The sequence below is a fragment of the Undibacterium sp. GW821-FHT11B02 genome, from assembly GCF_058808955.1.
In genome coordinates this window covers 233130-252224 of the sequence record NZ_JBXASD010000007.1, presented here as the reverse complement: position 1 = coordinate 252224, position 19095 = coordinate 233130, and the positions used below count along the sequence as shown (strand labels likewise).

The following is a 19095-nucleotide window of genomic DNA, read 5'->3' as shown; positions in this document are numbered from 1 at the left end:
CTGTTATTTGCTGACAACTTTTGTTTCGGCTGTGCCACCAACGGCGTCCAGCTTGATCTGCAAAGACTGACGCCCAGGATTTTTTTCCGACATCTTGTCCAATGCAGTTTTATAGGCAGTACGTGCTTCTGCGATATTGTTCTGGGCAACATAAATATCACCCTTGGCATCCAGTACGTCCGCTTCCAGCTCTGCCGGGAAGCTGCCAGACAATTGCTTCAGACCTTCATCGTAAGCTTTTTCGTCCAGCGAGATGCCTGCCAGGCGAATTTTGGCCAGTGCTTTGTATTCATCCACCTTTGCCGTATCAACGACCCATTGCAACTGGGATTTGGCAACTTTCAAATCATTTGCATCAAATGCACTCTTCGCTGCAACCAGTGCAGCCATGGGAGCATAGGCTGTGCGGGGGAATTTCTCTTTCAAATCATCAGCAGCACGTTGCACTTTTGTATTGTCCTTGGCAGTCACTGACTTTTGCATTTCTTCGTATAACTGCGAAGCCTGCAAGGACTGGTTGCCCTGATAGGTATTCCAGTAAGTCCAGGCCGCATACGCTCCAAGACAAACGATCACCAGCCATGTCACCATATTGCCGTATTTTTTCCAGCTATCTTTCAGGCTGTCTAACTGCTCTTGTTCTTCTAAATCGTATGCCATAGTGTCTATTGTTATCTATATTATTAACGTTATTGATATGATTAACGCGTATCAATGATGAATATGGATGTGGTTTGGGTCGTCGCAGCAATGATCATCATCTTCCACACCGGCAATCTGGTCGACCAGATAATCAACCGCTGTATCAAATGGTACGTTGACCTGATTGTTTTCAACATCGTTGGCACGCATGGCCTTAATGCTGACTGTATTATTATTGGCCTCATCCTCGCCAATAATAACGGCATAGGCTGCACCGCTGCCATCTGCCTTCTTCATTTGCGACTTGAAACTGCCTGCACCCGCCGCCGTTGCGCAATGTAACACAACATCCAGCCCTGCATCACGCAATCGTTCACCAAGCACCATGGATTGAACCTGTCCGGCATCGCCCTGGTGCACCAGATATACATCGCACAAAGCTGGCTTATGCACATCACCATTGATCTTCATCAATTCCAGCAAACGCTCTATGCCCATTGCGAATCCACAAGATGGCGTAGGTTTGCCGCCAAAAATACCGAACAGCGCATCATAACGACCACCAGCGCATACCGTACCCTGGGCACCCAGCTCATCCGTCACCCACTCAAACACGGTACGGTTGTAGTAATCCAGGCCACGTACCAGGCGGGTATTGATGGTAAATGGAATACTGTTATGACGCAGGATTTTTTGTACGCCTTCGAAATGGGCGCGCGATTCTTCACCAAGATAGTCCAGCAACTTGGGAGCAGCATTGACCATTTCCTGCATCACAGAATTTTTGGTATCCAGTATGCGCAAAGGATTCGTATGCAGGCGACGCTGCGCTTCCGCATCCAACAGATCCATATGCAGTTCAAAATAGGCGACCAGCGCTGCACGATGCTGGGTTCTTTCGGCGGCATCGCCAATTGAGTTCAGTTCCAGGCGCACATTCTGCAAGCCCAGGTCATCCCACAAACGTTGGCACATCATGATCAGTTCGGCGTCAATATCCGGACCACTAAAGCCCAGAGCTTCGGCTCCTACCTGATGGAACTGGCGATAGCGCCCTCGCTGCGGTCTTTCATGACGGAACATTGGGCCGGTATACCACAGACGCCTTGGGCCGTCATACACCAGATTATGCTCAATGGCAGACCTGACCACCCCGGCAGTTCCTTCGGGACGCAACGTCAGCTTGTCACCATTCATGGAGTCTTCAAAAGAATACATTTCTTTTTCGACGACATCCGTTACCGCGCCCAAGCCACGCGCAAACAGCGAAGTCGATTCGACGATAGGAGTACGAATTTGCTGGAAGCCATAGCTCTTCAACACCGATTGCACAGTATTTTCAAATAACTCCCACATGGGTGCGTCATCTGGCAAAAGGTCGTTCATCCCCTTAATGCCTGCAATTTTTTCTGCTTTTTTGTTTTCCGACATGCTTGCTACCTGATTCAATGATTTGACACGCCATTCGCCGGCGCATAGTGACTTTTTACATAATCCAGGACTATGGCCTGAAATTCTTCCGCGATCTTGTCGCCACGCAAGGTAACCGCTTTGGTGCCATCAATAAAGACCGGTGCTGCCGGGGACTCACCCGTACCAGGCAGGCTAATGCCAATATTGGCATGTTTGGATTCGCCTGGACCATTAACGATACAACCCATGACAGCCACATTCATGTTTTCGACACCCGGATATTCCAGCTTCCAGCTGGGCATCTGACTGCGCAGGAAAGTCTGTATATCGTCGGCCAGTTCCTGAAAGACAGTTGACGTGGTCCTGCCACAACCTGGGCACGCTATGACCATGGGAGTAAACTTGCGCAAGCCCATGGTTTGCAAAATTTCCTGACCAACGATGACTTCGCGGCAGCGGTCACCACCTGGCTCTGGCGTCAGTGAAATACGGATGGTATCGCCTATACCTTCTTGCATCAGCACAGCCAATGCAGCGGTCGAGGCGACAATGCCCTTACTGCCCATACCGGCCTCAGTCAACCCCAGATGCAGAGGGTAATCACAACGACGGGCCAATTCACGATAAACGGCGATCAAATCCTGTACGCCCGACACTTTGCAGGACAGGATAATCTTGTCACCTGCCAGTCCCAGCTCTTCCGCTTTCTGGGCGCTCTCAATGGCAGAAGTAATCAATGCCTCGTACATGACGGCCTGCCCGCTCCATGGTTCAGGGCGACTTGCATTGGCATCCATGATGCGGGCCAGCAGGGCTTGGTCAAGGCTACCCCAATTCACACCTATACGCACTGGCTTGTCGTAGCGACAGGCCATTTCTATCATTTGAGCAAATTGTGTATCCCGCTTGGCACCCTGCCCTACGTTGCCTGGATTAATCCGGTATTTGGACAACGCTTTGGCGCAATCAGGAAAATCATGCAACAGTGTGTGGCCGTTGTAGTGAAAATCGCCCACCAAAGGGACATCAATCCCCATCTTGTCCAGTTGCTCACGTATCGCCGGTACTGCAGCGGCAGCTTCAGCATTATTCACAGTAATGCGAACCAGTTCGGAACCTGCTCGCGCCAGCTCCTTGACCTGGATGGCGGTACCTATCGCATCTGCCGTGTCAGTATTGGTCATGGACTGCACTACAACCGGCGCACCACCACCCACAATCACTTCACGACTACCGTAACTGACCCTGGTTGAACGGGATGAGCGCCTGAGCATTGGGCCAGATGCAATCTCCGATAAAAAATCCGTCATCTTTACTTCACATTCATATTAACGACATTGCTGTCCTTGCCTGGTGTAATACTCATTGCATTACCGCGCAACCAACCCTCAACACCAGAGGCATTACCTATCCTGACTTGCAAGGCTTCTTTCAAATCAAAAAATTCTTCCGTACCAGCCTTCGCCAGATGCGAGGTGATGATCGTGCCATTTTCGCGCTTGATCTGTATCCAGGAATCTTGCTTGAATTTCAGTTTCAGTTGATTATTGCCAGCCTCTGCCGTTGCCGGGCTTGCGACTACCAGAGGCGTACTCAGGGACGGTACACTTGCCGGTGCAGCAGCAACTGGAGCTGTTGCCGGGTTTGGAACTGGCTGCGCATCCTGAGGCAGTTTTACCGACGATGCCGTCTGCTCCTGGTTTTCCAATCTGGTACTGCTACCCGCCAGGCTAACACTTGAAGCTGGAGCTTCTACTTTCTTCTCTGTCGCCGATTCACTGACCGTACTGGCAGGTATAGGCTCCACAGTCGCGCCAACTTCTTCCGGTGCTTTGGTCGCTGGCGACGGTGCTAACAAGCCCTTGAAGTAACCGGACTGCTCCAGCTTTTGCCCGCCAACAAACAGTAAGGCGAATACAGCAAATAAAGCTGCACCAATCAGGTATTTACGATTATTGTTGTCTTGTCTTCCCAAAAATGGCGTACGAGACTCCATGAAAGGGGTTGCCAGTGTTGGTCGCAAATCAGCATCCAGACCAGGTACGCCTGCCTCTGCAGGCAAGCAGGCAATGATCGGCGCGGGATCAAGTCGCAAGAATTTCGCATATGAACGAACAAAACCGCGCACGATTACCATCGCAGGCAAATTTTCAAACTGGTTATTTTCGAGCGCCAGAATTTGTCGTTGCGACAATTTTAATTGATCCGCAACCTGTTGCAGACTAATCCCCTGCTGGATACGTGCAGCAGACAAATGTGATCCGGCTGTCTGCACGACAGACAGTGCAACCTTATTTTCCGGCAAGTCTGATGTTATAGGCTCGACAGGTGAATTCATTCCCGCTTCACTCATTAAATACCCCGCGTTGATACAGCGAATACTCTTTGGAATTGGGATGACGACGACGCAACTGTGTCGCCAGGCCGCTGACCGCACCTTCATCGCCCATTTTCTTTTCTATCTTGATTGCCAGCCACAATACGTCTGCTGCAAGCACATCAAATTTCAAGACGCGATTAATATAAAAACGGGCTTGAGAATATTCGCCGCGATCAAACAATATTTTCGCCAGATTGGCGTTAATTGCCGGATTGGCTGGGTCTTCCCTCAAACCCTGCAAAAAATAACGCTCAGCACCCACTGGGTCTTTGAGGCGCAGGCTGCACAAGCCAGCATTATTGAGCGCCTTGCCAGGTGACGTATAAGCAGGATCTTTGATAACCTTGTCCAGATAAGCCAAACCCTGTTTTTCACGGCCATTCAAACATAAAAACCATCCATAATTGTTTTCTATATCTGAATTTCCTGGAGACAGTTTCAACGCATACAGGAAGTTCTCTTCAGCCAACTGCTTTTCACCCGAATCCATGAAAATCAGGGCGCGCACGCTGTAAGCATCGACCAAATCAGGTGCAATCAACAATGCCTGACGTATTTCTTCCAATGCAACTTTTTGCTGACCCTGCTTATAATAGTCTATCGCCAGCTGCATCCTGATGGACGCCCGCTTACGTATCTCCATTTTTTCACTTGAAACGTTCTCTTCGGGCTGATCTCCCTCGAGACGCGGTTTGGACCCGCATGCTGACAGACTCAAAGCCAATACCATTAGCAGCATGCCCGTCAACAGACGGTGACGCATTTGAAAAATTTTCACTGATTGATCTCCACGATCTTGCCAAAATTTTCACCAAACTTCTTTTGATACTCTGCCATTTTTTGCATGCGTTCCTGCACGCGTGTTCTGTCCTGCACTTCACCGGCCAACTGTCCACAAGCTGCATCAATATCATCACCACGAGTTTTGCGCGTGGTAGTGACGATGCCTGCATCCAGCAATATCTGCGCAAACGCTTTGATACGCGGATTAGCGGAACGTTTCAAACCAGATTCCGGGAATGGATTAAATGGAATCAAGTTGAATTTGCAAGGCACATCACGTACCAGTTGCACCAACTCCCGCGCATGCTCGTCAGTGTCATTGACACCATCAAGCATACAGTATTCAAAGGTAATAAAATCACGCGGCGCAAATTCAAGATAGCGTTTGCAGGCTGCCTTCAATTCTTCCAGCGGATGTTTTTTGTTCAGCGGAATCAGGCTGTCACGCAAGGTGTTATTTGACGCATGCAGTGATACCGCCAAGGCCACTGGGCACTCTTGCGCCAGCTTGTCTATCATGGGTACAACACCGCTGGTGGAAACGGTCACGCGGCGGCGCGACAGACCATAGGCATTGTCATCCAGCATCAGGCGCAATGCAGTTACCGTAGGCTCAAAATTCAGCAAGGGTTCGCCCATACCCATCATCACCACATTGGTGATTTGACGTTCACCTTTGGGACCAGGAAGGATGCCCTTGGTTTTGCGCAACTCAAATTCGGCCATCCACAGTTGACCAATGATCTCGGCTACACTCAAATTCCGGTTAAACCCCTGCTTGCCCGTGGAGCAAAAACGGCAATTTACCGCACAGCCAGCCTGAGTGGAAATACACAGGGTGCCGCGATTTTCTTCAGGGATAAAAACAGTCTCTACCGCATTGCCCTGTCCGACATCGACCAGCCATTTGCGCGTACCATCGGTAGAGGTATGATCGCTGATAATGGCGGGAGCGGTAATAGTGGCACGCGTTGAGAGCTTCTCGCGCAAGGATTTCGCGAGGTCAGTCATTTCTTCAAACGAACTGGCACCAAACTGGTGTATCCAGCGTTGCAATTGCTTGGCACGAAACGGCTTCTCACCCAACGCGCCGCAATAAGCAACGAGTTGCGCTGGATCCAGATCCAATAAATTTGTGAGCACCGTCATGATCTTTCTTTCACACCCTGCGCAGCACAACGCTGCACAGGGTGAAGTCTTAAAACGTCAAATTCAGATTAATTCCGAATTAACGTGAATACACGTTCAGCGCTGGGAAGTAATAAGCGATTTCCACAGCAGCTGTTTCAGCAGCATCGGAACCGTGAACGGCGTTTGCATCGATAGAATCAGCGAAATCTGCACGAATTGTGCCTTTTTCTGCTTTCTTAGGATCTGTCGCGCCCATCAGGTCACGGTTTTTCAAAATTGCGCCTTCGCCTTCCAGAACCTGGATCATGACTGGGCCGGAGATCATGAAGTCAACCAGGTCCTTGAAGAAAGGACGTGCGCTGTGAACAGCATAAAAGCCTTCAGCTTCAGCGCGGGACAATTGTGCCATGCGAGCAGCAACTACTTTCAAGCCAGCGCCTTCAAAGCGGCTGTAAATTTGACCGATTACGTTTTTTGCAACAGCGTCAGGTTTAATAATAGACAATGTACGTTCAATAGCCATCTAAAAACTCCAATAAAAAGAAAGGGTTAAGAAAAAATTCGGGAATTCATCTAACCTTAGATTTTAACATGAAACCACAATATCAGATATGTCTTTCAAGAAATACAATTGACGAAATAACTTCCAGGTATCCACCCAAAGTCATTTGTAACGCTGGCAAACCGGCTGTTGGCAGGATGCTCACATCAATGCATTGTTGTTAGCTATATAAGATCAAATACTGCCATGGATTCCACATGCGAAGTGTGCGGAAACATATTGACAACACCGGCACTACTGAGGCGATAGCCAGCTTGATGGACCAGCATACCGGCATCTCTTGCGAGAGTCGAAGGACTGCAGGATACATAGACCAGACGCTTGGGCAAAAGGTGTCGTGCGCCCAGGCTCAGGTCTATCAATGCCTGACACACGGCCATGGCACCATCACGTGGTGGGTCAATCAAAAAGCGGTCAAATTTACCCAACTTCGCAAAATCGTCCGCAGTTACTTCAAACAAATTTCTGGTACTGAATGAAGTCTTTTCCGCCAGACCATTGTGACGCGCATTTTCTAATGCGCGTTCAGTCAGGGTGTCGCTACCCTCAATACCAATCACTTCTTTTGCCATTGTGGCAATTGGCAAAGTAAAATTGCCCAATCCGCAAAACAAATCAGCAATGCGTTCATCTTTCTGCGCGCCCAGCAAACGCAGTGCTCGCGCCACCAATACGCGATTGATATGATGATTAACCTGTGTGAAATCAGTTGGCTTGAATGGCATTTTGACACCAAATTCTGGCAACAGATAATGCAAGTCGCTGCTTGACGGGTAATACGGTGATGCCGTTTCCGGCCCCTTGGTCTGCAACCACCATTGCACCTGATATTGATCAGCAAATGCCTTCAGCTTGACTTCATCCTCTTTGGACAGCGGTGCCATGATGCGCAATACCATGGCAGTCACGCCCTCGCCTATGGCGAGCTCAATTTGTGGCAATGCTTCAACGATAGACAGAGAGGCAATCAAGCCACGTAAGGGCATCAGCATGGCAGAAACATGGGGTGGTAAAATCTCGCAGGTTTCCATATTCGCTACGTAGCGCGATTTTTTTTCATGAAAACCAACCAGTACAGTACCTTTTTTAATCACATGACGCACTGACAACCGGGCCCGATAGCGATAGCCCCAGGTCGGGCCGATGATGGGGCGCATCATGATGTCCGCCTTAACCTTGCCGATATGCCAGAGATTATCTTCCAGCACCCGCTGCTTCATCGCAACCTGGGCATTGGCATCCAGATGCTGCATGGAGCAGCCACCACAAGTACCAAAAAATTCACATTTCGGCTCCACCCTTTGTGAAGATTCGCGCACCAGACTGGTCATCGTTGCAGCTTCCCAACTAGCTTTCTTTTTATAGGTGCTGAACTCAACCAATTCGCCGGGCAGTGCACCATCCACAAAGACGACTTTACCAGTCGAGCCATCCTCATTTTGCAAATTACCGACGCCGCGCGCGTCCATATCTAAAGAGCGAATTTCTATTGTATTCATGGAAATTGACGGTGCTGCGTACGTGCCGCACCGCTAAGAAGTGGAATTTTAAAAGACGGAATTATAAGAGATGGACAGACATGCGCTCAAAAATAGTTGAATTGAACTATTTAAGGCCAGCGCTGACCAGTAACTGCTAACAACAACCAGTAACAAATTTAAGTGTGCAACCGAGTCGAACAGGCCAGGTTACAGCACCGAATCACGCCCTACACCACGCGAGGCAAAAGAACGCTTCAACTTGATCAGGGCCTCTTGCTGAATCTGGCGCACACGCTCACGGGTAATACCCATTTCATCGGCCAGGGTTTCCAGAGTTGCCGGATCGTCATTATCAAGGCCAAAACGCCGCACAATGACTATGCGCTGCTTGTCTGGCAATTTTGACAGCCAATCCCTGACCAGAATCGTCATTTCATGCTGCTCGGCACGAATATCCGGTGCATCATCACTATCGCCGGGCAACATATCCATCAGACTCGACTGAGGATCATTATCCAAGGGAGTATCCAGCGATGTTGCATGTTCAGACAAGGCAAGAATGTCTTGCACCTCATCTACAGGTCTGTCAACCAGCAATGCAATGTCTTCCAGCGCGGCATCGCGGCCATCCCTTCTTTGTGATTCAAGGTGATATTTGGCCCGCAATATCTGATTCAGCTCCCGCACCATGTGCACCGGCAGGCGTATTGTCCTGGCCTGGTTCATGATGGCACGCTCTATACTTTGCCGTATCCACCAGGTCGCATAGGTGGAAAAACGAAAACCACGCTCAGGCTCAAACTTGTCAATCGCGTGCATGAGTCCAAGGTTGCCCTCTTCTATCATGTCAAGCAAAGCCACGCCGCGGTTAATATAATGCTTGGCAATCGATACAACCAGGCGAAGATTGTGCTCTATCATCTTTTGCCTGGCCTCAAAATCCCCCTGCTTCGCCAGCGTTGCATAATGCAACTCTTCAGAAGACGCAAACAGGGGACGCGTACCAATCTGGTTCAGATAATATTGAGTGGTATCGGTAGATAGTTCTGCCGCCAGCACCGTTTTCAATTCATCAATGGGCGCCACTATCAAGGTGGCTGGATCATCTCCTTGCTCATCCTGGCCTTCGCGGGAAATTTCGCCAGCATCATCTACTATTTCAGCGACCTCTCCCTGTAAGCGAGCCTCTACCTCGGCCTCTGCTGCTTCGGCAGCAACATCCGGGTCTTCACTTGCAGCAGGGTTTCCCAGCTTGTAGGTACTTAAGTTGTTATGCATGATGATCTGTATTAATTCACGTATCCGGTAAATTCATTCTGCCTGGGTATTTATTTTTTTAAGGAATCTCCCTTACCCTCAATAGTCAGGGACTCCCGGAGACATCTTACAGCGCTTATCAACTGCCTTACATATATCAGCTTAACGTCCGGGCAAGTATTTTGTCGGGTCCAGAGGCTTACCCTGCAAACGTATTTCAAAGTGCAACTTCACCGTTTCACTGTCTGAATTGCCCATTTCAGCTATTTTCTGCCCCTTGGCGATGGCTTGCCCTTCTTTCACCAGGATCGCCTTGTTGTGTGCATACGCAGACAACAGATTGCTGTTGTGCTTAATAATTACGAGATTACCATATCCACGTATACCACTACCCGCATACATCACTTTACCTGCGCCTGCTGCCAGAATATCCTGCCCCATCTTACCGGCAATATCCAGACCTTTATTTTTTGCATCGTCATAGTTTGCCACGACCTTACCTTCGGCTGGCCACATCCATTCCACGGAATCGGATTCTGGCGCAATGGGCTCCGCTGCCTTGGCTGGCACAGTCACATCAGGTTTGACAGCAGGAGTGGGGGGCACAGCGGCAACGACTATCGCATCTGTTTTCTGCAATTCGGCCACATTGCTTTCGGAATACGGACGCTTGTCACCGCGCGGACCACTCTTGTTGGTAGCCGGATTCGTCAGTGGTTTTACTTCAACCGAAGAATTGGCAATGCCGGACGTTTGTGCTGTTGCCGTACCGTCTGGCGGTGCCACACGCAACACTTGCCCAACCTTGATGTCATTCGGATTTTTCAAATCATTCCATGCGACCAGATCGGCATAGCTTTGTCCATGATCCAGTGCGATACGGTACAAGCCATCACCACGTTTGACGACATAGGTGCCACGGGTATTATCAGGTGCCTTGACAGGCGGTTTGGCTGCAACCTCGACCGGAGGCGTGTCATTTGGTTTCTGCTCGACACCACGCTCCACCACAGGCGCGCGATTGGGTAAATTGGTTGTACAAGCACTTAATCCTGCCAATACGGTAATCACGACACCTGTTTGTAATATCTGCTGTATTGTCTTCATTTCTTTTTTAAACCAGTTAAATTCGCTGCCATCTGACAACACGCCCTAAATTACACCAGAATGCAAAGGCACAAAATGGCATTGTTCCATCACTGCACGAGTCCATTCATAATTCGAAACCCGCTCTATCAATTGCAGCACCTGGGTCCTGCCACCTACCGGGGCAACCAGTCTTCCACCGACACGCAATTGCTGCAACAGTGCTTGTGGCACTTCCATACCGGCAGCAGCCAGTATAATACCGTCAAACGGTGCCTCCTGAGGCAAACCCAGCATGCCGTCACCATAATGCAGGCGTATATTGGCAATCCGCATCGGACGCAAATTGTTTTTTGCCAGTTCATGCAATGCCTTGATGCGCTCTATCGAATACACTTCCTTCGCCAGTACCGACAATACGGCGGCCTGATAGCCACAGCCCGTACCTATCTCCAACACACGTCCCAAATTTGTACCATTACGCATGATTTCCAACATACGGGCAACAACATAAGGCTGGGAAATGGTCTGATGATAACCAATAGGTAAGGATGCATCCACATAGGCCTGACTTGCCATCCCGGATTCAAGGAACAGATGACGCGGCACCGCCTGCAATGCAGCCAGTACCGTCGTATCTCTCACTCCCTGTTGCGCAACCCTGGCTACCATGGCGCGACGCACACCTTCTGATACCAAAGGGCCAGACAATAAGGAAGGTGACAAGCCCGCCGTGCCGTCACTGCCACCTTGAGAAAATTTTGGTTCTGCACTGGGCACCATCTTGTGCGACGCCTTGCCGCTCAGGTGATGAGCAGCATTGCGCATGGCCGTCTGTGGCATTGCTGTCCGGTTCAGTGAGTGGTCGCCTGTTTTGTCTTTCTGGTTGACCACCGACGACAAAGGTAAGGGAAACCGCTTGTCTTTCGTAGTCATGCAAAATCCAGATTCAGTTGTGCCAATTGCCGGGTACTTGTCAAATCAATCTGCAACGGCGTTACCGAGACAAAGTTTCTTGCTGTTGTATCAAAATCAGTACCAGAACTGGCATCGCTTGCCGCACCCGGCGGGCCTATCCAGTATATATCTCTGCCATGCGGATCCAGCATGTGAATGACTGGCTCCGAAGTATGTCGTTTGCCTAGCCGCGATTTGCGTATTCCCTGAATGTCCTGATATGGCAAATTAGGAATATTCACGTTCAGCAAAAATGGACCGGAGAGTTCGGGAAAACCACGTCTGACCATCTCTTCCGCCACACGAGCAGCAGCATCCAGATGTTGCCAGCCTTTTTCGGTTTGTGAAAACGCGATGGCCGGAACGCCGAATAAAAAGCCTTCCGTAGCAGCCGCCACAGTACCTGAATACAGAGTGTCATCCCCCATATTCTGCCCCTGGTTAATACCAGACACGATCAGGTCCGGTTTATCCTTCATGATTGCCGTCAGGGCTATGTGCACACAATCAGATGGCGTACCATTTACAAAGTAAAAGCCGTTGGCAGCGCGCTGCACACTTAAGGGCCGGTCCAGTGTCAATGCATTCGAAGCACCAGAACGATTGCTGTCAGGCGCCACTACGGTAACCTCGGCAAATGCAGACATCGCTGCCGCCAGTGCAACAATGCCCGGGGCCAAATAACCATCATCATTACTGATCAAAATTTTCATGCTTTGTATTCTACCTGATGCTGAAATATAAATTTCTACAGAGAATAGATTTTTGCGGCATAATCACAAAATCAAACGGTCGTACTATTTTATTGGAGACATCAAAATGAAAGCTGTTGTTTGCAAAAACTGGGGTTTACCCGACACGCTGGTCATCGAAGATCTGGCAGATGTGGTACCCGGCCAGGGTCAGGTTGCCATTGACGTCAAGGCAGCAGGGGTGAATTTTCCTGACGTATTAATCATACAGAATAAGTACCAGTTCAAACCTGAGCTGCCCTTCACACCCGGTAGTGAATTGTCCGGTGTGGTCCGCGCTGTTGGCGAAGGTGTCAGCAATGTCAAGGTGGGTGACAAGGTCATCGCTTTTATCGGCAACGGTGCATTTGCACAACAGGTTGCGGTTCCGGCGCACGCCATCATGCCCATGCCACCAGGCATGGACTTTGACACAGCGGCAGCAATCACCCTGACTTATGGCACTTCTCATCATGCAGTTGTTGATCGGGCACAACTGAAGGCTGGTGAAACAATGCTGGTGTTGGGTGCAGCCGGTGGCGTTGGTCTGGCGGCGATAGAAATCGGCAAAGCTTTAGGGGCGCGCGTAATTGCCGCAGCATCGACCGATGAGAAGCTGGAAATTTGCAAACAACATGGTGCCGACTCCACTATTAACTACAGCAAAGAAGATTTGCGGGAAGCCATCAAGGCCGCAACCGAAGGCAAAGGGCCTGACGTGATTTATGATCCGGTTGGTGGCGTTTATGCAGAACCCGCGTTCCGTTCAATCGGCTGGCGCGGACGCTACCTGGTGATTGGATTCGCCAACGGTGAAATCCCTAAATTACCTTTGAATCTGACTCTGCTAAAAGGTGCTTCACTGGTCGGTGTATTCTGGGGTGAATTTGCACGACGCGAACCCAAAGCCAATCTGGCAGCCATGCGCGAATTAATGACCTGGTTGCATGAAGGCAAGATAAAACCGCATATTTCTGGTCGCTATGCATTAAAAGATACCGCCATGGCACTCAATGACCTGGCAGCGCGCAAAGTTACTGGCAAAGTAGTGATACAGCCTGAAAAGTAAATCAGAAAACCACGGCGTGTTGCCCCATCTTTTAGGCAAGCAAAAGGGCTTCGGAGAACGAAGCCCTTTTCATTTGCGTTAATGAGATTGTGCAGTTGGCCTGTCAACCATCAATTAGCGATTGACCGCCGCATCACCCAGCCAATATCGGTCAATATCCTTGAGCCCCCATTTAGCAGCGTCTTCGCGGCTGGCAATCTTATCGTTCATGCCTGGTCTGGACAAGTCTATCAATTCAGGGGTGATATAACCCATTGAGCGCAAGGAAAAAAATATCCTGACTTTCGGTAGTAGCAAGGATTTACCCACCTGCTGCTCTACCACTACCCCCAGCCTGCCAGACTCCAGACGAACCAGAGTACCAACCGGGAAAATACCTATGCTCTTTACAAAAGCCTGAAAGATTTTTTCGTCGAAATGACCGCTACTCCATTCCGCCATTTTGCGCAGGGATTCAGCTGGACACCAACCCTGCTTGTAAGGGCGGTTAGATGTAATCGCATCATATACGTCACATACCGCCCCCATGCGTGCATAAAGACTGATCTCTTCGCCTTTTAACCGATTTGGGTATCCCGAACCATCCATTTTTTCATGATGATGCAAACACACATCCAGTGCAACCGCACTGACGGCCTCAGATTCTTTCAGCATCTTATAACCAGCAGCAGGGTGTTCTTTCACTGAAATAAATTCAGCATCCGTCAATTTTCCTGGCTTGTTCAGTATATCTGCTGACACCATCATCTTGCCGATATCATGCAGCAGCCCCGCCAAACCTGCCTCACGGGTTTCTTCGTCATTTAAACCGAGTTGTTTTGACAAGGCCACCATCAATGCACAGACTGCAACAGAATGCATATAGGTGTAATCATCCTTGGTCTTCAATCTTGCCAGCCCAATCAGTGCCCCAGGATTGCGCATGACGGAATCAGCTATTTCTTCCACCATGTTTTGTGCATTACCAACATCAACAGCCTTGCCCATACGGGCTTCATTGAACATGGTGTACACAGCCTCCTTGGATTTATTGACAATCTGGGAAGCACGTCCCAGTTCATCATCCATTGACACAGCTACCACCTGGCGTGGTGCAGGGCCTGGTGGAGCCGCAGGTGCTGAAGGTGGCAAGGGCTCGGCTGTGGGGAAGGATTTTACTTTAGGCTTACTGTCTGTTTCCGACGGCACATCCAGCCCCTTGCTGGTATCTATCCATGCCTGGCGAATACGAGTAGCCTGAATTTTTTTTAATTCTTCAGGATCAACCAACATGAAGGACTTTTGCCAAAACGGCGTGTCTATCCAGGAGCTACATAACTCCTGCACATACATGCCAATCCTTAGCTGATCAATTCCAATTTTTTTCAACATAGGCAGGAGCTAAGTAAATATCCGAAACAACCAGGCAAAACCCAATATCAGTCATCAATTATTCTACAAAGGTGGTTTGCAAGCCAGCGTTTCGAGCAGCATCTCATAAAAATTTTCCTTTGGGCAACTTATTTGCAAAGCAAATTCATGGGACGGAAAAAATCCTGCATTGCCTTATTGGCAATAAAACTTAGATTATACGGGTGCTCGGCACTAATTTGTGGATAATTGTTTACAACTGGCATCTGCTGCAACTGTTCAGCAATCTTCCCCCACAAGACCAATGCTGGCGTTGCAGAATTTTCTTGTTGTCGTTGCTGCAGTAACAAGGACAACATTTTTTCCAGGAATGGCCGCCAGGCTTTTGCGTCTTTTACCGGTGCAGTATCGGCACGAAAAACCAGGCTGGCATTCAACAGCAAAAATCCCTGGTCAATCATATTAGTTTGCAAGGCTGTCAAGGTCTGGATGAAATCGGAATTGGGATACCGTGCCTTTTCTGCAATCGCTGCCATAGCGTTGCCAGTCGTCGCGTCAACCTGCAATTCCCCCGATGCGACCAGCAGCATTTTCATGAAATTGCGCAGCGATGTGGCACGGTTCACTTTTTTCGACAAACCGCCCCCTTCTTCATCCGACCATAAATTTTTGACGGCACCATCCATGAAGCAGTAACCGGTTGCGCTATCTGCGCGGGGATAAGGGCCTTCACCCACGAGAATGTAACGGATGCTGTGCATAGGTACGGAAAAAGCGGCAAATAACCTGCCCTGCTCCGGCAAATACGCACTGGACTTCAAACCTGGCAAATAGTCCGGGTCTGCCAGATGTACAGCGGCCAGACTGGCATCGATAACTCCAGCCCAGGATGGGTGCACTTGTTCCAGTGACAGACGTACATCACCCGGACAAATCTCGGACCAGTGACTCATTGAGGGTTGCCCGGCATGGCTGTCGGCAAAGAAGCTGTAGGCAAACCTGGAGTCACCATCGGTGCCGCAGGTGTTACTGGTCCACCAGGTGCAGGCATGTTTCTGTGCGCCGCGAAAGAATTAGGTGGTGCTACCTGTGGAGAGACAGTATTCCCCTGATTCATATTGGCTTGATTGGTCTGATTGCTCAGGCCATTGAATGTGGGCTGGGGCTGTATCCGGCTAGCCTCTGGAACCGGCGGTAAATCAATGCGGCGCTCCATTCCGGAATCAACAATCACCACATATTGGTCATGTACCTCTTTCAGGGTAACGCCAGGCATGACTTCTTTGTTCAATGCCACCGATAAGCCTGGCTTGCCATTTGCACTGATGATGGCAAGGCTTTCTGCCGTACGTTTGGCCAGGACTACGCCCTTTAATTGAAAATTACTGGCGTTGACCTGCATGACCTGGCTGGCACCGAAAATCCCGCCCCACTGCCCGGCTCCCGGCTCATAACTACCTTGTTGGAACGCTGCGGAGACACTTCTTGTCTGCGGCTTAAACAGGCGCAAACCCCAAAAACTCAGGGACATGCACAGGGCCACAAAGGCCAGAAAAGTAACTATTAAAGGCAGGCGTTTCATTTTTATCCTTATCAGCGTACCAACTGATTTATTTCTATGATAGGCATCAGGACGGCCAATACGATCAACAAGACCACTATACCCATCGTCAAGATCAACACTGGTTCCAACAAACCGGCCATGGTCATGGCACGACGCTCCAGGTCCTGCTCCTGTGTATTCGAGGCCCGTTCCAGCATGGCGGGCAATTCCCCGGTCACCTCGCCAGCACGTATCATATGAATCAGCATGGGTGGAAAATGTTTGTGTGCAGACAAGGCGCGCGCCAGGCCCACGCCTTCACGCACACTGGCAGTCGCATCCTCAACCTGGGCACGCATGGCCACGTTGGAAAGAGTTTCGCGGCTGGTCTGTAAAGCACGCAAGATAGGCACACCAGAACCGGTGGTAATTGCCAGCGTGCTGGCAAATCTTGCCGTATTCAGACTACGCTCAAATTTACCGTACAGCGGCGCAGTCAATAACCAGCGATGCCAGCGCATCTTGAATTCTGGATTTCGCAAAGCCATGCGCCAAAGGAAAAATGCTGCTACCAATAACAACGCCACCAACCAGCCATAGGCGCGCACAAAATCCGAAATGGCCAGCATCATCAAGGTCAGGAAAGGCAGTTTTTGCTTGGTATTGGCAAACACCGAGACAATTTGCGGCACCACGTATGTCAGCAGGAAAATCACGATGGCAAACGCAACTACGGTCACGATGGCTGGATAAGTAAACGCCAGTCTGACCTTTTGCAGCAAAGCATTACGGCGCTCGATATAGTCAGCCAGACGCGACAAAACCCGGGATAAATGACCTATTTGTTCACCAGAAGCAACCAACGCACAATAGATATCAGCAAAATCGTCGGGATGCTGCTTTAGCGCGTCCGACAGAGCAGAACCGGCCATGACTTCGGAGCGGATAGAGCCGATCAGGTCGCGTGCATAAGACCGTTCAGACTGTTCCAGCAAAGCAGACAAGGATTGCTCCAGCGGCAAGCCTGCTTCCAGCAAGCTTGCCAACTGACGCGTGAACAAGGCATTTTCTACGGTTGACAAGCGGTCGCCAAACAAGGCCCGCTTACGCTTGCCTGATGCGTCCCGTTGATGATCTATGGATTCGACAACGACCGGCACTAGCCCCTGCGCACGCAAATCACTGCGGGCAGACCGGGCACTGTCAGCATTGACCACACCTTTACTGGTCAGGCCGGTCTTGTCTACCGCTTCATATCGGAATGCAGGCATACCACTTATTCCTTAGTCACACGCAATAATTCTTCCGGCGTTGTCACACCCGCCTTCAGCCAGCGATCGCCATCTTCGCGCATGGTCTTCATGCCATCAGCCTGGGCTGCGACACGAATTTCTGCCTCAGCTGCCTGATGATGAATCTGCGCCCGTATAGCTTCGGTGGTCTGCAATAATTCATACACGCCAACCCGGCCCTGATAGCCGGTATGGCCGCAATGCTCACAACCCACTGCACGCCAACTACCATGATCTTCAATCCGGCAATGGATGCACAGCTTACGTACCAGTCTTTGCGCCACGACACCCAGCAACGATGACGATAACAAGAAAGGTTCTATGCCCATATCCAGCAAACGCGTAACTGCCGCAGCAGAATCATTGGTATGCAGGGTTGCCAGCACCAGATGGCCAGTCAGCGATGCCTGCACCGCAATCTGTGCTGTTTCAAGGTCACGGATTTCACCGATCATGATGACATCCGGATCCTGGCGCAAAATTGCACGCAGGGCCTTGGCGAAGGTCATCTCAATTTTAGCGTTGACCTGGGTCTGACCAACACCTGCCAGTTCATATTCAATTGGGTCTTCTACCGTCAGGATATTGGTGGTACCGGCATTGACACGCGACAAAGCCGCATACAGGGTAGTGGTCTTGCCTGACCCTGTGGGACCAGTCACCAGAACGATGCCATGTGGTTGCGCAATCAGTTTGTCAAACTGGGTCAGCACATCTGCACTCATGCCCAGATGGCTCAAATCCAGCCGACCGGCTTCCTTGTCCAGCAAGCGCAGTACAGCTCTTTCTCCATGCCCGGTGGGCAGGGTTGATACCCGGACATCAACCGGTTTGCCGCCTATGCGCAGGGTAATGCGACCATCTTGCGGCAAACGCTTTTCAGCGATATCCAGTTGTGCCATGATTTTGATACGTGAAATCAGGGAAGCGTGTATCGCCTTTTTAGGGCGCACCACATCCCGCAATGAACCATCGACACGAAAACGGACTATGGATATCTGCTCAAATGGTTCCACATGGATATCCGATGCGCCGTCGCGCAAGGCTTGCGTCAACAAGGCATTGATCATGCGGATAACCGGTGCATCATCTGCTGACTCCAGCAAATCCTCGACTGCAGGCATGTCCATCATCAGCTTGGCAAGATCGAGATCGGATTCAACCTCTCCCACCACGTCAGCAGCGTCGCCTCCAGAACCGGCATAGGCTTTTGCAATTGCCTCCGACAACTCCTGATGTGGCAGTACCACCAGTTTTACCTTGCCAAATCTGCGTCCTACCTCGGCAATCGCTGCAGAGGGCGTCAGTTTGGAAACCAGTATCTCAACCGCACCATTGACGACTGCATTGTCCCTGACCGCCAGAACAGAAAAATCGCGGGCAAAACCGTAAGGTAATAAACGATTCTCAAGCATGGT

Annotated in this window: 18 protein-coding genes; 1 reads left to right on the top strand and 17 read right to left on the bottom strand. The window is 50.1% G+C overall.

The features are described from left to right. Positions 1-3: 3 nt before the first annotated feature. The 12 genes from AC1RVX_RS16875 to surE all read right to left on the bottom strand — a co-directional run bounded on the left by AC1RVX_RS16875 (position 4) and on the right by surE (position 12405). Positions 4-660 carry a YfgM family protein gene (locus AC1RVX_RS16875; RefSeq protein ID WP_493217758.1) on the bottom strand — a complete coding sequence of 219 codons (657 nt, stop codon included), beginning with the start codon at positions 658-660 and terminating at the stop codon, positions 4-6. A 51-nt stretch (positions 661-711) separates the two neighbouring features. Continuing rightward, on the bottom strand, positions 712-2073 hold the full coding sequence (hisS, locus tag AC1RVX_RS16870; protein ID WP_493217757.1) for a histidine--tRNA ligase: 1362 nt from the start codon (positions 2071-2073) through the stop codon (positions 712-714). A gap of 14 nt (positions 2074-2087) precedes the next feature. Continuing rightward, the gene (gene ispG / locus AC1RVX_RS16865; RefSeq protein ID WP_493217756.1) at positions 2088-3365 is read right to left on the bottom strand and encodes a flavodoxin-dependent (E)-4-hydroxy-3-methylbut-2-enyl-diphosphate synthase; all 1278 of its coding nucleotides are present in this window, start codon (positions 3363-3365) and stop codon (positions 2088-2090) included. Positions 3366-3367: 2 nt separating this feature from the next. Then, a complete protein-coding gene (locus tag AC1RVX_RS16860; protein WP_493217755.1) occupies positions 3368-4393 on the bottom strand; it encodes a helix-turn-helix domain-containing protein in 1026 nt (341 codons plus the stop codon). 7 nt (positions 4394-4400) lie between these two features. Further along, the gene (pilW, locus tag AC1RVX_RS16855) at positions 4401-5213 is read right to left on the bottom strand and encodes a type IV pilus biogenesis/stability protein PilW (protein ID WP_493217754.1); all 813 of its coding nucleotides are present in this window, start codon (positions 5211-5213) and stop codon (positions 4401-4403) included. Further along, positions 5210-6370: a dual-specificity RNA methyltransferase RlmN gene (gene rlmN / locus AC1RVX_RS16850; RefSeq protein WP_493217950.1), complete on the bottom strand. Its 1161-nt coding sequence runs from the start codon at positions 6368-6370 to the stop codon at positions 5210-5212. The genes pilW and rlmN overlap by 4 nt, the downstream gene beginning before the upstream one ends. A 76-nt stretch (positions 6371-6446) precedes the next feature. After that, complete coding sequence (gene ndk / locus AC1RVX_RS16845; protein ID WP_493217753.1) at positions 6447-6872, bottom strand: nucleoside-diphosphate kinase; 426 nt, start codon at positions 6870-6872, stop codon at positions 6447-6449. A 203-nt stretch (positions 6873-7075) separates the two neighbouring features. Continuing rightward, positions 7076-8410: a 23S rRNA (uracil(1939)-C(5))-methyltransferase RlmD gene (rlmD, locus tag AC1RVX_RS16840; RefSeq protein ID WP_493217752.1), complete on the bottom strand. Its 1335-nt coding sequence runs from the start codon at positions 8408-8410 to the stop codon at positions 7076-7078. A 189-nt stretch (positions 8411-8599) separates the two neighbouring features. Continuing rightward, positions 8600-9670 carry an RNA polymerase sigma factor RpoS gene (gene rpoS / locus AC1RVX_RS16835; protein WP_493217751.1) on the bottom strand — a complete coding sequence of 357 codons (1071 nt, stop codon included), beginning with the start codon at positions 9668-9670 and terminating at the stop codon, positions 8600-8602. A 141-nt stretch (positions 9671-9811) separates the two neighbouring features. After that, a complete protein-coding gene (locus AC1RVX_RS16830) occupies positions 9812-10756 on the bottom strand; it encodes a peptidoglycan DD-metalloendopeptidase family protein (protein WP_493217750.1) in 945 nt (314 codons plus the stop codon). Between the two features lie 45 nt (positions 10757-10801). Beyond that, positions 10802-11671 carry a protein-L-isoaspartate(D-aspartate) O-methyltransferase gene (locus tag AC1RVX_RS16825; RefSeq protein WP_493217749.1) on the bottom strand — a complete coding sequence of 290 codons (870 nt, stop codon included), beginning with the start codon at positions 11669-11671 and terminating at the stop codon, positions 10802-10804. Further along, a complete protein-coding gene (gene surE, locus AC1RVX_RS16820) occupies positions 11668-12405 on the bottom strand; it encodes a 5'/3'-nucleotidase SurE (protein WP_493217748.1) in 738 nt (245 codons plus the stop codon). The genes AC1RVX_RS16825 and surE overlap by 4 nt, the downstream gene beginning before the upstream one ends. 106 nt (positions 12406-12511) lie before the next feature. On the opposite strand from surE, the gene AC1RVX_RS16815 reads away from it, so the two are divergent. After that, positions 12512-13492 carry an NADPH:quinone oxidoreductase family protein gene (locus AC1RVX_RS16815; protein ID WP_493217747.1) on the top strand — a complete coding sequence of 327 codons (981 nt, stop codon included), beginning with the start codon at positions 12512-12514 and terminating at the stop codon, positions 13490-13492. A gap of 114 nt (positions 13493-13606) precedes the next feature. Here the strand turns inward: AC1RVX_RS16815 and AC1RVX_RS16810 are convergent, their stop codons facing one another. The 5 genes from AC1RVX_RS16810 to gspE form a co-directional block, all read right to left on the bottom strand. Then, positions 13607-14863: a cyclic di-GMP phosphodiesterase gene (locus tag AC1RVX_RS16810; protein WP_493217746.1), complete on the bottom strand. Its 1257-nt coding sequence runs from the start codon at positions 14861-14863 to the stop codon at positions 13607-13609. A gap of 128 nt (positions 14864-14991) precedes the next feature. Next, a complete protein-coding gene (locus AC1RVX_RS16805) occupies positions 14992-15795 on the bottom strand; it encodes a uracil-DNA glycosylase family protein (protein ID WP_493217745.1) in 804 nt (267 codons plus the stop codon). Next, entirely contained in the window at positions 15792-16424 is a 633-nt protein-coding gene (locus AC1RVX_RS16800; RefSeq protein ID WP_493217744.1) for a type II secretion system protein N, read from the bottom strand. The genes AC1RVX_RS16805 and AC1RVX_RS16800 overlap by 4 nt, the downstream gene beginning before the upstream one ends. A gap of 11 nt (positions 16425-16435) precedes the next feature. Further along, a complete protein-coding gene (gene gspF, locus AC1RVX_RS16795; protein WP_493217743.1) occupies positions 16436-17656 on the bottom strand; it encodes a type II secretion system inner membrane protein GspF in 1221 nt (406 codons plus the stop codon). 5 nt (positions 17657-17661) lie between these two features. Further along, positions 17662-19092, bottom strand: coding sequence for a type II secretion system ATPase GspE (gene gspE, locus AC1RVX_RS16790; protein WP_493217742.1), 1431 nt, complete (start codon positions 19090-19092; stop codon positions 17662-17664). Positions 19093-19095 lie beyond the last annotated feature (3 nt).